Raw genomic sequence first — 12,572 nt, forward strand, 5'->3', positions numbered from 1 at the left:
GTAAGGGATCATTGAGCAACCGTTTCCCCACGCCGCACGTCAAGTTGAGGGAAACGACAAACACCCGCCCCATCATTCGTCAAGCAGCAACCCCGTCGTCGGGACGTCCGACCATTCGGATGGCGTACAAAGTCTCTCCGCCGGGTTGCCCCACCCTTTTGCACCCCCCCTAGACTGAACCTCCAGCACAGGTGGCTACACGCTCGAAAGGCGCCCCCGTGTCCATCGGCAACTCCCCTGAAGACGAGCGTCCGTTCGAAGACGTTTCCGAGGAAGCCCGCCCCTCCATCGGCCGTGCCCTGCAGCAGGCGCGTATCGCCGCAGGGCTGACCGTCGATGACGTCAGTACCGCCACCCGGGTCCGCATCGCCATCGTGCACGCCATCGAGTCGGACGACTTCGCGCCCTGCGGCGGTGACGTCTACGCGCGCGGGCACATCAGGACCCTGGCCAAGCACGTCCACCTGGATCCGGCCCCCCTCCTCGAGCAGTACGACGCCGAGCGCGGCGGGAGCCCGGCGCCGACGCCGGCGGCGCCGCTGTTCGAGGCCGAGCGCATCCGTCCGGAGCGTCGGGGGCCCAACTGGACCGCGGCGATGGTCGCCGCCATCGTCGCCGTTGTCGGCTTCGTCGGGTTCACCCTGTTCAAGGGCGACACCGAGGACGGCTCCAAGGCGCCGGTCGCGGAGGGTGCCAAGCCCTCCGCCGACAAGACCGCCTCGCCGTCGGCCGACGCCCCCAAGCCCACCGACCCCAAGCCCGACCCCACCGAGAGCGCGATCGCGGCCGCGCCTCGCGACAAGGTCACCGTCCAGGTCAGCGCCGTCGACGGCCGGAGCTGGATCTCCGCCAAGGACCACAACGGACGGCTTCTGTTCGACGGCCTCCTCAAGCAGGGCCAGTCCAAGACCTTCCAGGACAGCTCCAAGGTCAACCTGGTGCTCGGCGACGCGGGCGCCATCCAGCTCTACGTGAACGGCAAGAAGATCGAGGACGACTTCCAGCCCGGCTCCGTGGAGCGCCTGACGTACACGAAGGGCGACCCGCAGGCCGGATAGGCGGCCCCGCAGGGGCGCGGTGCGTACGGGGTTGGCCAAGATCGGCCAACCCCGTCGACGTGGGGTGTCAGTCGGACGAAGTAGTCTTGAGCCCATGCCTGAACGCCGTACCGTCGCACTTGTCACCCTTGGCTGCGCCCGTAACGAGGTGGACTCGGAGGAGCTCGCAGGCCGCTTGGAGGCGGACGGCTGGGAACTCGTCGAGACCGCCGAGGACGCGGACGTCGCCGTCGTGAACACGTGCGGCTTCGTCGACGCCGCCAAGAAGGACTCCGTCGACGCCCTCCTGGAGGCCAACGACCTCAAGGGGCATGGCAGAACCCAGGCCGTCGTGGCGGTGGGCTGCATGGCCGAGCGGTACGGCAAGGAACTCGCCGAGGCACTCCCCGAGGCCGACGGCGTGCTCGGCTTCGACGACTACACGGACATCTCCGACCGGCTGCAGACCATCTTGAACGGCGGCATCCACGCCGCGCACACCCCCCGCGACCGGCGCAAGCTGCTGCCGATCAGCCCTGCCCAGCGGCAGTCGGCGTCCGACGTGGCACTGCCCGGCCACGGCGCCCCCTCGGACCTCCCGGCGGGCCTCGCCCCGGCCTCGGGCCCGCGCGCGCCGCTGCGGCGCCGCCTGGACGGCAGCCCCGTCGCCTCGGTGAAGCTGGCCTCCGGCTGCGACCGGCGCTGCACCTTCTGCGCCATCCCGTCCTTCCGCGGCTCCTTCATCTCCCGCCGTCCCAGCGATGTGCTGAACGAGACGCGCTGGCTGGCCGAGCAGGGCGTCAAGGAGATCATGCTGGTCTCCGAGAACAACACCTCCTACGGCAAGGACCTGGGCGACATCCGGCTGCTGGAGTCGCTGCTGCCGGAGCTCGCGGATGTCGACGGCATCGAGCGGGTGCGCGTCAGCTACCTCCAGCCCGCCGAGATGCGGCCCGGCCTGATCGACGTCCTGACCTCGACTCCCAAGGTCGCGCCCTACTTCGACCTGTCCTTCCAGCACTCCGCGCCGGGCGTGCTGCGCGCGATGCGCCGGTTCGGCGACACCGACCGGTTCCTGGAGCTGCTCGACACCATCCGCAGCAAGGCCCCGGACGCGGGCGTGCGGTCCAACTTCATCGTGGGCTTCCCCGGGGAGAGCGAGGCCGACCTGGCCGAGCTGGAGCGCTTCCTGAACGGGGCACGGCTCGACGCCATCGGCGTCTTCGGGTACTCCGACGAGGAGGGCACCGAGGCCGCGACCTACGACAACAAGCTCGACGAGGACGTCGTCGCCGAGCGGCTGGCCCACATCTCGCAGCTCGCCGAGGAACTCGTCTCGCAGCGGGCCGAGGAGCGCGTCGGCGAGACCGTGCGGGTGCTGGTGGAGTCGGTCGGCGGTGAGGACGGCACCTACGGCCGCGCGGCGCACCAGGCTCCCGAAACGGACGGGCAGGTGCTGCTGACCGGAGTCGTGGCGGGCGCGGCCCTGAGCCCCGGTCGTATGGTCGAGGCGAAGGTGGTCGGTACGGAGGGTGTCGACCTCGTGGCCGAGTCGCCGGCTTTCGCGGGCGCGGGCGCCGACGGCCGGGCCGGCAGTGAGGAGGCTGGCAGATGACCGGAGTACCGGCGTCCGCCGCGGGTGGCTCCGCCCACGCGAACGGCACGGCCGCGCCCTCGAAAGGGCCCTCCTCGCAGCGCGCTTCCCGCCAGGGCCCCGCGCAGGGGGCTGGCTCGTCCGCTTCGGATGCCGGTGGCGTGGGTGTCTCCGGGGCCGGCGCCACCAGCGCCCAGATGGATGCCAGGCCGGCGCGCGGCGGGAAGATCGCGGCCGCGGCGGTGAACCAGGCCAGTGTCTGGAACATCGCCAACCTCCTGACCATGCTCCGGCTGCTGCTCGTCCCTGGCTTCGTCGCGCTGATGCTGGCCGACGGCGGGTACGACCCGGCCTGGCGCTCGCTCGCCTGGGCGGCGTTCGCCATCGCCATGATCACGGACCTCTTCGACGGCCATCTGGCCCGTACCTACAACCTCGTCACCGACTTCGGGAAGATCGCCGACCCCATCGCCGACAAGGCGATCATGGGTGCGGCGCTGATCTGTCTCTCGGCGCTGGGCGATCTGCCGTGGTGGGTGACGGCGGTGATCCTCGGCCGGGAACTGGGGATCACGCTGCTGCGTTTTCTGGTCATTCGCTACGGCGTCATTCCCGCCAGTCGCGGCGGGAAGCTGAAGACACTCACCCAGGGCGTGGCCGTCGGGATGTACGTGCTGGCGCTCACGGGGTGGCTGGCCACCCTGCGGTTCTGGGTGATGGCCGCGGCGGTCGTCCTGACCGTGGCGACCGGACTCGACTATGTGAGACAGGCCATTGTGCTGCGCAGGCAGGGAATCGCCGAGCGCAAGGCCGCGTTGGAGGAGACGGAAGGGTGAGTTCCCCGGCCACCGAAGTGGTGCGACTACTCACGGTGAGGGGCGAGACGATCGCCGTCGCCGAGTCGCTGACGGGTGGCTTGGTCGCGGCGGAGCTGACCGCGGTGCCCGGCGCGTCCAAGGCGTTCCGGGGGTCCGTGACGGCGTACGCGACCGAGCTCAAGCACGAGCTGCTCGGGGTCGATGCCACCCTGCTGGCTCAGCGGGGAGCAGTGGATCCGCAGGTCGCCGCCCAGATGGCAGCCGGTGTGCGGAAGGCGCTGGGCGCCGACTGGGGTCTCGCGACCACCGGTGTCGCCGGTCCGGACCCTCAGGACGGACAGCCCGTCGGGACCGTTTTCGTCGCCGTGGACGGTCCGTTCGCGGTGGGCCCCGGTTCTGCCGGTGGCGGAAAAGTGGAGGCCCTGAGGTTGAACGGCCACCGGGCGGAAATTCGTATGGAGAGTGTACGGAGCGTACTCGCACTGCTTCTGAGGGAGCTTGCGGGCGAACAGACTGGGAATGAGCGGGCACAGGATACGGAACGGAACGGGGGGTTTTGATGTTTGCAGCCCTGAGTGAACACGACATCGCTCCCCGCACGGCCGCAGCGCAAGGCGGTACGGTGGGGCGTGAAGGATGCGGCTACGCGGTCCGAGGAGGGAGCCACCGATGATTCTGCTCCGTCGCCTGCTGGGTGACGTGCTGCGTCGGCAGCGCCAGCGCCAGGGCCGTACTCTGCGCGAAGTCTCCTCGTCCGCCCGAGTCTCACTCGGCTATCTCTCCGAGGTGGAGCGGGGGCAGAAGGAGGCTTCCTCCGAACTGCTCTCCGCCATCTGCGACGCGCTGGACGTACGGATGTCCGAGCTCATGCGGGAAGTGAGCGACGAGCTCGCCCTTGCCGAGCTGGCCCAGTCTGCAGCGGCCACCCCCAGCGAGCCTGTTCGCACGCCGGTTCGCCCGATGCTGGGTTCCGTATCGGTGACCGGTGTGCCACCGGAACGGGTGACCATCAAGGCGCCCGCCGAAGCGGTGGACGTGGTTGCCGCGTGAGCTGAGTCTCGCGTGTGTAGCGCGTGCTCAGTGAACTGCGAGAACGTGTGAGGCCCCGGCCAGGGCCTCTCCGGGAGGTCCGGAGAGTGCGGTCGGGGTTTTCGCGTCTTCGGGACCTCCTCCGGGGTTCTCCCTTCGGGGCTGTTTTGCGTGCGTTTGCCGGTCCGGGGTGGCGCGGTCATCGTGGAGGGACATGACGGGCCAGCCCTACGGAGGTGCGATGTACGTCGTGAAAAGCCCCCTGTCCGACGCCGATCTGAAGACGGTCGCCGAGTCGCTGCAGGGCGCCCTCGTCGATCTGATCGACCTCGCCCTCGTGGCCAAGCAGGTCCACTGGAACGTGGTCGGCCCGCGCTTTCGCAGCGTGCACCTTCAGCTCGACGACGTGGTGACCAGCGCGCGTAAGCACTCCGATACGGTCGCCGAGCGGGCCTCGGCGCTGGGTGTCTCTCCCGACGGGCGCGCTTCCACGGTGGCCGTGGGCAGCGGTATCGCGGCGACGGCCGGCGGCTGGATCAGGGACGCGGAGGCCGTCGGTGTCCTCGTGGACGCGCTGGGAGCCGTGATCGGCCGGATGCGCGAGAGGGTGGCGGCCACCGAGGCGCCGGATCCCGTCTCGCAGGACATCCTGATCGGGATCACGGCTGATCTGGAGAAGCACCACTGGATGTTCCAGGCCGAGAACGGCTGAGCCGGTCCACGTGCGGGTCGCGTCCGGGTCCGGGCGTTCGTGGGCCTGACCTCCCCGTGTCCGAGCGGCCCGGTGGAAGCCCGGGTCGCGCCCACCGGTCGGCCTCGACGAGGCTGCCGCCCTGGATCGAGTGATTCTTCGCCGCGGCCCGTGAGGGCGCGGCCGTTGTGTGGGGCCTTTCGCGCGGATGTTGCCCTGGGGCGGCCTGCGGCGCGGAGATGGCCCCGTTGACCCAAGTGCCTCGTTCTCCGTCGGTGCCGGTGAATGGTGCGCCCCTGTGCCGCTGGTGCGCCCTCCCGTGGCAGGAGGGCACGCCACTAACGTCGTCCCCGGGACGAGGACGGCCTTTCTGGCGCCGAGCTGGAGGTGACGGCCATGGCGGGGCGAATAGTGCGCTGGGGGGCCGCACTGGGACTCGGCGTGGTGTGGTGGTGGGCCGTGCTGCGGCTGGCGACGGCGCCCGACGCGGGGGCGCTGGAGGGGGCGGTCGTGGCCGGGGGGTGGGGGCTGAGCCTGCTGCCGGTGCACTGTGTGCCCAGGGGGCGCGCGGCAGGCTCGCTCGGGTCGGCGGTATGGCGGGCGGTCCGGGGCCCCGCTACCAGGGCATGGCCACGCCCCCGTTCGGACGGAGGATCTGGCCCGTCGTGAAGGCCGAGGCATCCGAGGCCAGGTGGAGGACGGCGTGCGCGACCTCCTCCGCCGTACCCACGCGGCCCAGCGGAGACATCCGGGCCATCACCGACTCCGTGTGCGCCTGGGCCGCGCTGTCGTGGCGTTCGGTCATGGGCGTGCGGATCCAGCCCGGCGCGACCGCGTTCACCCGGATGCCGTACCGGCCCATCTCGGTGGCCAGCGTCTTCGTCAGCTGTACGACGGCTGCCTTTGCCGCGCCGTAGCACAGCAGGCCGGGGCCGCCGGTGTCGACGGCGCCGGAGGCCATGGTGACGATGCTGCCCCGCACATCGGCTTCGAGCATCGCACGGGCGGCCTCCTGGCAGGCGTAGAGGACGCCCTTGAAATTGACGTTCAGCACCCGGTCGAGGTCCTCGTCGAGGGTCTCCAGGACTGGGCTGCTGTGCATGACGCCGGCGATCGCGGCCAGCACGTCCAGCCGGCCGCAGGCTTCGACGGCCTGCCTGACCTGGGCGCGGTCGGTGACATCGAGGTGGTGGGTGTGGGCGGCGCCGCCCTGGCCCTTGATGAGCGTGGCGGTCTCGTGCAGGCCGGGGGCGTCGCGGTCCGCGCAGTGCACGGTGGCGCCCGCCTGGGCGAGGAGGATCGCCGAGGCGCGGCCGATGCCGCCCGCGGCGCCGGTGATGAAGGCGGTGCGTCCGGTGAGGTCGTATGCCTGTACGGCCATGCAGGGACGGTACGAGGATTTCTGACGGGTCGTCAATTGGCTGGGCGGTGCTGGATTTCGCCGGGCGGGGCAGGGCGGGGTTTGCTCCGTCGGCCTCCGCCGGTGCGTGTGGAGCCGGGCGCCGGGGCCGGGCCTGTCTGACAGCGCGGGCACCAGTAGGTGGGACGTTCGCGGGAGCCGTCGCCCTGGTCGGCGACCCGGATGGAGGTGTTGCAGCGCAGGCAGGGGCGAGGTGCGCGGCCGTACACGAACAGGTCCTGGCCGCGGCGTCCCGTCGTGCTGCGGATCGGGCTGTCGCGGTTGGCCTCCAGGAGCTTCTTCGCGAGATCCGGGAGCTTGGCGGTGCGGTCGGCGGGGAGGGCGCCGACCGGGAGCCAGGGGGTGGCCCCCAGCAGGAAGCAGAGCTCGCTCTTGTACACGTTTCCGATGCCGGCCAGGTTGCGCTGGTCCAGGAGAGCCTCGCCGAGGGGGCGCGCGGGGTCGGCGAGGAGATTGGCCAGGGCCTGGCCCGGGTCCCAGTCCGGGCCCAGGAGGTCGGGGCCGAGGTGGCCTACGACCCGGTCCTCGTCGGTGGTGCGGAGGAGTTCGAGGACGGGGAGGCGGTAGCCGACGGCGGTGTGGTCGGGGTTGCCGAGGATGGCACGGATCTGGTGTGCGGGGCCGCCGGTCCAGCGTGCGCCGGCCGCGAACACCCTCCAGGAGCCGTCCATCCTGAGGTGCGAGTGGAGGGTCAGTCCGCCTTCGATGCGGGTGAGGAGGTGTTTGCCGCGGGGTGTGACGTCCAGGACGGTGCGGCCGGTGAGGTCGGCCGTCGCGAATTTCGGGACGCGCAGGTCGGAGCGGGTCAGGATCTTGCCCGCGAGGGCGGTGTGCAGGCGCTTCGCGGATTGCCAGACCGTGTCTCCTTCGGGCATGGGTTCAGGGTGGCATGTTCTGGGGGCGGATTCTCAGGGGGTGGGCTGCGGGGGGCTTCAGGGGGTTCTGCGGATCGCTGGGCAAGCCGCTGTCCGCGATTGCGGGGCCTTTACTGCGCGTCGCCGGGTTCGATCATGCCCGCAGGCGAAGGCCCCGGGGGGTCGCGATGAAGCCCGCCGACTCCAGGAGGGTGCCTACGGGGGACGTGAGGGCGGCGGCGCCGTTGATGCGTTCCACGGTGACCGTGCCCAGTGAACCGGCACGGGCGGCTGCCGCAAGGGCCTCGGCGGCGGCGCCAAGACGCGGGTCGTCGTCAGGAGCGGCGTCCGGGTCGGCGGGCCAGGCCAGCAGGGTCTTGCCGCCGCGCTCCATGTACAGGGCCGCTTCGCCGTCGACCAGGACGATCAGTGAGCCCGCCTTGCGGCCCGGCTTGTGGCCGGCACCGGTCGGGGGTTCGGGCCAGGGCAGGGCCGCCCCGTACGCGTTCGCCGGGTCGGCGGCGGCGAGGACGACGGCCCGGGAGGCGGGGGTGGGGCGGTGACCGCGTGCGGTGCCGTACGGAGCGGGGCCGCCGTTCTGCCACGCGGGTGCCTGCGCGGCGTAGTCACGCGGGGACACGTACTCGCCCGGTGCGGGGTGGGCGAGCGGGGGCTCGCCGTCGGTGTCGGAGTATGCCTCGTCGTCCTGGTAGGCGTGATCGGGGAAGGGGCCCAGGGCGTCGGCGGGGGAGACGTGGCCGTCGGCTGAGCCGGGGGTGCCGCTGCCGAAGGCGGTGGTGCCGTATGTGCCGGTGCCGTGAGGGGAGCCGGCGCCGTTGCCGAAGGCCGGGTCGGGCAGGCTCTCGCCCCGGTCGCGCGCGTTGGACACGGCGCGGAGGCGGTCGACTGCGCCGTCCATCGCGAACTGCGCGGCGCCGAGGCCTTCCACCACGTAGCCGCGGCGGGCCTGGCCGCTCTCCTCGAAGGCGGACAGGACGCGGTACGTCGCAGAGAAGCCGCCCTCGACGCCTTCCGCGGCGACGGCGCCCCGGGTCACCACGCCGTGCCGGTCGAGCAGGGTACGGGCCAGGGCGTGGGCGCGGACGGTGGGGTCGGGATCGTGGGCCGGTAGCAGGGCCCAGCGGCCGGCGACGGTGGGCGGGCCGCTGCGCGACGCCGTACGGGCGGCGGCGGTCAGCGAGCCGTAGCGGCCCCGTGGCACCGTTCGCTTGGCGCGGTGCGCCGTGGAACCGGCGGTGCGGCCCGAGCCGAGCAGGGAGCGCAGCGGGGTGAGGGTGTCGTTGGTCAGCCGGCCGGACCAGGCCAGGTCCCAGAGGGCGTCGGCCAGTTGGGGGTCGCCGGCCTCGGGATGCGTGGTGGCGCGGACCTGGTCGGCGATCTGGCGGAAGAACAGTCCGTAGCCCCCGGAGAGGGCGGCGAGAACGGACTCGTGGAGGGCCGTCAGCTCCAGGGGGTGCGGGGGCGGCAGCAGCAGGGGGGCCGCGTCCGCCATGTACAGGGACACCCAGCCGTCCTTGCCGGGGAGCGCGCCCGCTCCGGCCCACACCACCTCGCCGGCTGCCGTGAGTTCGTCCAGCATGGCCGGGGTGTAGTTGGCGACGCGGGACGGCAGGACGAGCTTCTCCAGGGCGGAGGCGGGCACGGAGGCGCCCTGCAACTGCTCGATGGCACGCACCAGTCCGTCGATGCCCCGCAGTGTGTGCCCCCGGCCGATGTGCTGCCACTGCGGGAGGAACTGGGCCAGGGCGGCCGGCGGCACCGGCTCCAGCTCGTGCCGCAGTGCGGCCAGGGAACGGCGGCGCAGTCTGCGCAGGACCGCCGCGTCGCACCACTCCTGGCCGATGCCGGCCGGGTGGAACTCGCCCTGTACGACCCTGCCCGACCCCGCGAGCCGTTGCAGGGAGCCCTCCGTGACCGCCACGCCCAGGCCGAAGCGGGCGGCGGCCGTGGCCGACGTGAAGGGGCCGTGGGTGCGGGCGAAGCGCGCGAGGAGGTCGCCCAGCGGGTCCTTCACCGGTTCCATGAAGGCTTCCGGGACCCCGACCGGCAGGGCCGTGCCGAGCGCGTCACGCAGGCGGCCCGCGTCCTCGATGGCCGCCCAGTGTTCCGCACCGGCGATACGGACCCGGATCGCGCGGCGGGCCCGGGACAGCTCCTCGGCCCACTGCGGCTCGGCGCCCCGCTCGGCAAGCTCGGCCCCGGTGAGCGGGCCGAGCATCCGGAGCAGGTCGGCGACGCCTTCGGCGTCCTTGACGCGGCGGTCCTCGGTGAGCCACTGAAGCTCCCGCTCCAGTTCGGTCAGCACCTCGGCGTCGAGCAGTTCGCGCAACTCCGCCTGGCCGAGCAGCTCGGCGAGCAGGCGCGAGTCCAGCGACAGCGCTGCGGCGCGGCGCTCGGCGAGCGGCGAGTCCCCCTCGTACAGGAACTGGGCGACGTATCCGAAGAGCAGGGAGCGTGCGAAGGGGGACGGCTCGGGGGTCGTGACCTCGACCAGGCGGACCTTGCGGGACTCCAGGTCGCCCATCAGCTCGACCAGGCCGGGCACGTCGAAGACGTCCTGGAGGCATTCGCGGACCGCCTCCAGGACGATCGGGAACGAGCCGAACTCGCCCGCTACCTGGAGCAGTTGTGAGGCGCGCTGGCGCTGCTGCCACAGGGGGGTGCGCCTGCCCGGGTTGCGGCGGGGCAGCAGCAGCGCGCGGGCGGCGCATTCGCGGAAGCGGGACGCGAACAGGGCAGAGCCGCCGACCTGGTCGGTGACGACCTGGTCGACCTCGCCCTTGTCGAAGACGACGTCCGCGGCGCCGACGGGGGCCTGCTCGGCGTCGTACTCCGTGCCCAGCTTCACCGGTTCCTGGTCCAGCAGATCAAGGCCCATGAGGTCGGCGTCGGGCAGGCGCAGCACGATGCCGTCGTCGGCGTGCATGACCTGGGCGTCCATGCCGTACCGCTCGGAGAGACGGGCGCCGAGCGCGAGTGCCCACGGGGCGTGCACCTGGGCGCCGAACGGCGAGTGGACGACGACGCGCCAGTCGCCGAGCTCGTCGCGGAAGCGTTCGACGACGATGGTGCGGTCGTCGGGGACGTGGCCGCAGGCCTCGCGCTGCTCGTCGAGGTAGGACAGCACGTTGTCGGCGGCCCAGGCGTCGAGGCCCGCGGCGAGCAGGCGCAGGCGGGCGTCCTCCTTGCTCAGGGAGCCGACCTCGCGCAGGAACGCGCCCACCGCGCGGCCCAGTTCGAGCGGTCGGCCGAGCTGGTCGCCCTTCCAGAAAGGGAGGCGGCCGGGGACACCCGGTGCGGGGGAGACCAGGACCCGGTCGCGCGTGATGTCCTCGATGCGCCAGGAGCTGGTGCCGAGGGTGAAGACGTCCCCGACGCGGGACTCGTAGACCATCTCCTCGTCGAGCTCACCGACCCGGCCGCCGCCCTTCTTGGGATCCGCGCCGGCCAGGAAGACGCCGAAGAGGCCGCGGTCGGGGATCGTGCCGCCGGAGGTGACCGCGAGGCGCTGCGCGCCCGGGCGGCCGGTGATCGTGCCCGTGACGCGGTCCCACACCACGCGCGGGCGCAGCTCCGCGAACGCGTCCGACGGGTAGCGGCCGGCCAGCATGTCGAGGACGGCGGTGAAGGCCGACTCGGGGAGCGAGGCGAAGGGGGCGGCGCGGCGCACCAAGGCGAGCAGGTCGTCCACCTGCCAGGTGTCCATCGACGTCATGGCGACGAGCTGCTGGGCCAGGACGTCGAGGGGGTTGGCGGGGACCCTCAGGGACTCGATCGCGCCGGTGCGCATCCGCTCGGTGACCACGGCCGCCTGCACCAGGTCGCCGCGGTACTTCGGGAAGACCACGCCGGTGGAGACCGCGCCGACCTGGTGCCCCGCGCGGCCGACGCGCTGGAGGCCGGAGGCCACGGACGGTGGGGACTCGACCTGGACGACGAGGTCCACGGCGCCCATGTCGATGCCGAGTTCGAGACTGGAGGTGGCGACCACCGCCGGGAGACGGCCTGCCTTGAGGTCCTCCTCGACCAGGGAGCGCTGCTCCTTCGAGACGGAGCCGTGGTGGGCGCGGGCAAGGACGGGCGGGGCGCCCTGGGCGGCGCCGGAGCCGCCCATGAGGTCGGCCGGGGAGTGGTGTTCGTCGAGGGGCTCGCCGGTCGCCCGCTCGTACGCGATCTCGTTGAGGCGGTTGCAGAGGCGCTCCGCCAGGCGGCGGGAGTTGGCGAAGACGATGGTGGAGCGGTGGGACTGGACCAGGTCGGCGATGCGCTCCTCCACGTGCGGCCAGATGGACGGGCGGTCACCGCCCTCGGGGCCGCTGTCGGACGCCGGGGAGCCGCCCAGTTCGCCCATGTCCTCGACCGGCACCACGACCGAGAGGTCGAATTCCTTGCCGGACTTCGGCTGGACGATCTCCACCTTGCGGCGGGGGGAGAGGAACCGGGCGATCTCGTCCACCGGGCGGACGGTGGCGGAGAGGCCGATGCGGCGGGCCGGCCTCGGCAGGAGCTCGTCGAGGCGCTCCAGGGAGAGGGCGAGGTGGGCGCCACGCTTGGTGCCGGCGACGGCGTGCACCTCGTCGAGGATGATCGTCTCGACGCCGGTCAGGGCCTCGCGGGTGGCCGACGTGAGCATCAGGAACAGGGACTCGGGTGTGGTGATCAGGATGTCCGGGGGGCGGGTGGACAGCGCCCGGCGCTCCGCGGCCGGGGTGTCGCCGGAGCGGATACCCACCTTGACGTCGGGTTCGGGCAGGCCCAGGCGGACGGACTCCTGGCGGATGCCGGTGAGGGGGCTGCGGAGGTTGCGCTCGACGTCGACGGCCAGGGCCTTGAGCGGGGAGACGTAGAGGACGCGGCAGCGCTTCCTGGGATCGGCGGGGTGGGGGGCCGAGGTGAGCTGGTCGAGGGCGGCGAGGAAGGCGGCCAGGGTCTTGCCCGAGCCGGTGGGGGCCACGACCAGCACGTCCGAGCCCTCGCCGATGGCCTGCCACGCGCCCGCCTGGGCCGCGGTGGGCGCGGAGAAGGCCCCCGTGAACCAGCCGCGGGTCGCGGGGGAGAAGCCGTCCAGGGCTCGGTGCGTGGAGCTCGCCATGCGTCCATCCTGCACC

At 72.3% G+C, this 12,572-nt stretch carries 10 protein-coding genes; 7 read left to right on the top strand and 3 right to left on the bottom strand.

Annotation, left to right across the window (positions count from 1 at the left end):
• Positions 1-218 precede the first annotated feature (218 nt).
• From ACIHCM_RS26985 to ACIHCM_RS27015, 7 genes are all read left to right on the top strand, one after another.
• Positions 219-1,058, top strand: a complete 840-nt coding sequence (locus ACIHCM_RS26985) for a helix-turn-helix domain-containing protein (RefSeq protein WP_399900876.1) — start codon at positions 219-221, stop codon at positions 1,056-1,058.
• Positions 1,059-1,152: 94 nt separating this feature from the next.
• Positions 1,153-2,652: a 30S ribosomal protein S12 methylthiotransferase RimO gene (gene rimO / locus ACIHCM_RS26990; RefSeq protein ID WP_399900879.1), complete on the top strand. Its 1,500-nt coding sequence runs from the start codon at positions 1,153-1,155 to the stop codon at positions 2,650-2,652.
• The gene (gene pgsA / locus ACIHCM_RS26995) at positions 2,649-3,467 is read left to right on the top strand and encodes a CDP-diacylglycerol--glycerol-3-phosphate 3-phosphatidyltransferase (RefSeq protein ID WP_399900882.1); all 819 of its coding nucleotides are present in this window, start codon (positions 2,649-2,651) and stop codon (positions 3,465-3,467) included. Before rimO ends, pgsA begins: the two co-directional genes overlap by 4 nt.
• On the top strand, positions 3,464-4,009 hold the full coding sequence (locus ACIHCM_RS27000; RefSeq protein ID WP_399900885.1) for a CinA family protein: 546 nt from the start codon (positions 3,464-3,466) through the stop codon (positions 4,007-4,009). Before pgsA ends, ACIHCM_RS27000 begins: the two co-directional genes overlap by 4 nt.
• 109 nt (positions 4,010-4,118) lie before the next feature.
• On the top strand, positions 4,119-4,499 hold the full coding sequence (locus tag ACIHCM_RS27005; protein ID WP_399900887.1) for a helix-turn-helix domain-containing protein: 381 nt from the start codon (positions 4,119-4,121) through the stop codon (positions 4,497-4,499).
• 220 nt (positions 4,500-4,719) lie between these two features.
• Positions 4,720-5,190 carry a Dps family protein gene (locus ACIHCM_RS27010; protein ID WP_399900891.1) on the top strand — a complete coding sequence of 157 codons (471 nt, stop codon included), beginning with the start codon at positions 4,720-4,722 and terminating at the stop codon, positions 5,188-5,190.
• Between the two features lie 375 nt (positions 5,191-5,565).
• The gene (locus tag ACIHCM_RS27015) at positions 5,566-5,838 is read left to right on the top strand and encodes a hypothetical protein (RefSeq protein ID WP_399900894.1); all 273 of its coding nucleotides are present in this window, start codon (positions 5,566-5,568) and stop codon (positions 5,836-5,838) included.
• Here the strand turns inward: ACIHCM_RS27015 and ACIHCM_RS27020 are convergent.
• The 3 genes from ACIHCM_RS27020 to ACIHCM_RS27030 form a co-directional block, all read right to left on the bottom strand.
• Positions 5,786-6,550, bottom strand: a complete 765-nt coding sequence (locus ACIHCM_RS27020; protein ID WP_399900897.1) for an SDR family NAD(P)-dependent oxidoreductase — start codon at positions 6,548-6,550, stop codon at positions 5,786-5,788. The two genes, ACIHCM_RS27015 and ACIHCM_RS27020, sit on opposite strands and share 53 nt — an antisense overlap.
• 32 nt (positions 6,551-6,582) lie before the next feature.
• A complete protein-coding gene (locus ACIHCM_RS27025; RefSeq protein ID WP_399900900.1) occupies positions 6,583-7,464 on the bottom strand; it encodes an Fpg/Nei family DNA glycosylase in 882 nt (293 codons plus the stop codon).
• 133 nt (positions 7,465-7,597) lie between these two features.
• Complete coding sequence (locus tag ACIHCM_RS27030; protein ID WP_399900903.1) at positions 7,598-12,556, bottom strand: ATP-dependent helicase; 4,959 nt, start codon at positions 12,554-12,556, stop codon at positions 7,598-7,600.
• Positions 12,557-12,572: the final 16 nt, after the last annotated feature.

It is taken from the genome of Streptomyces sp. NPDC052023 (genome assembly GCF_044548465.1).
Classification (GTDB): Bacteria; Actinomycetota; Actinomycetes; order Streptomycetales; family Streptomycetaceae; genus Streptomyces.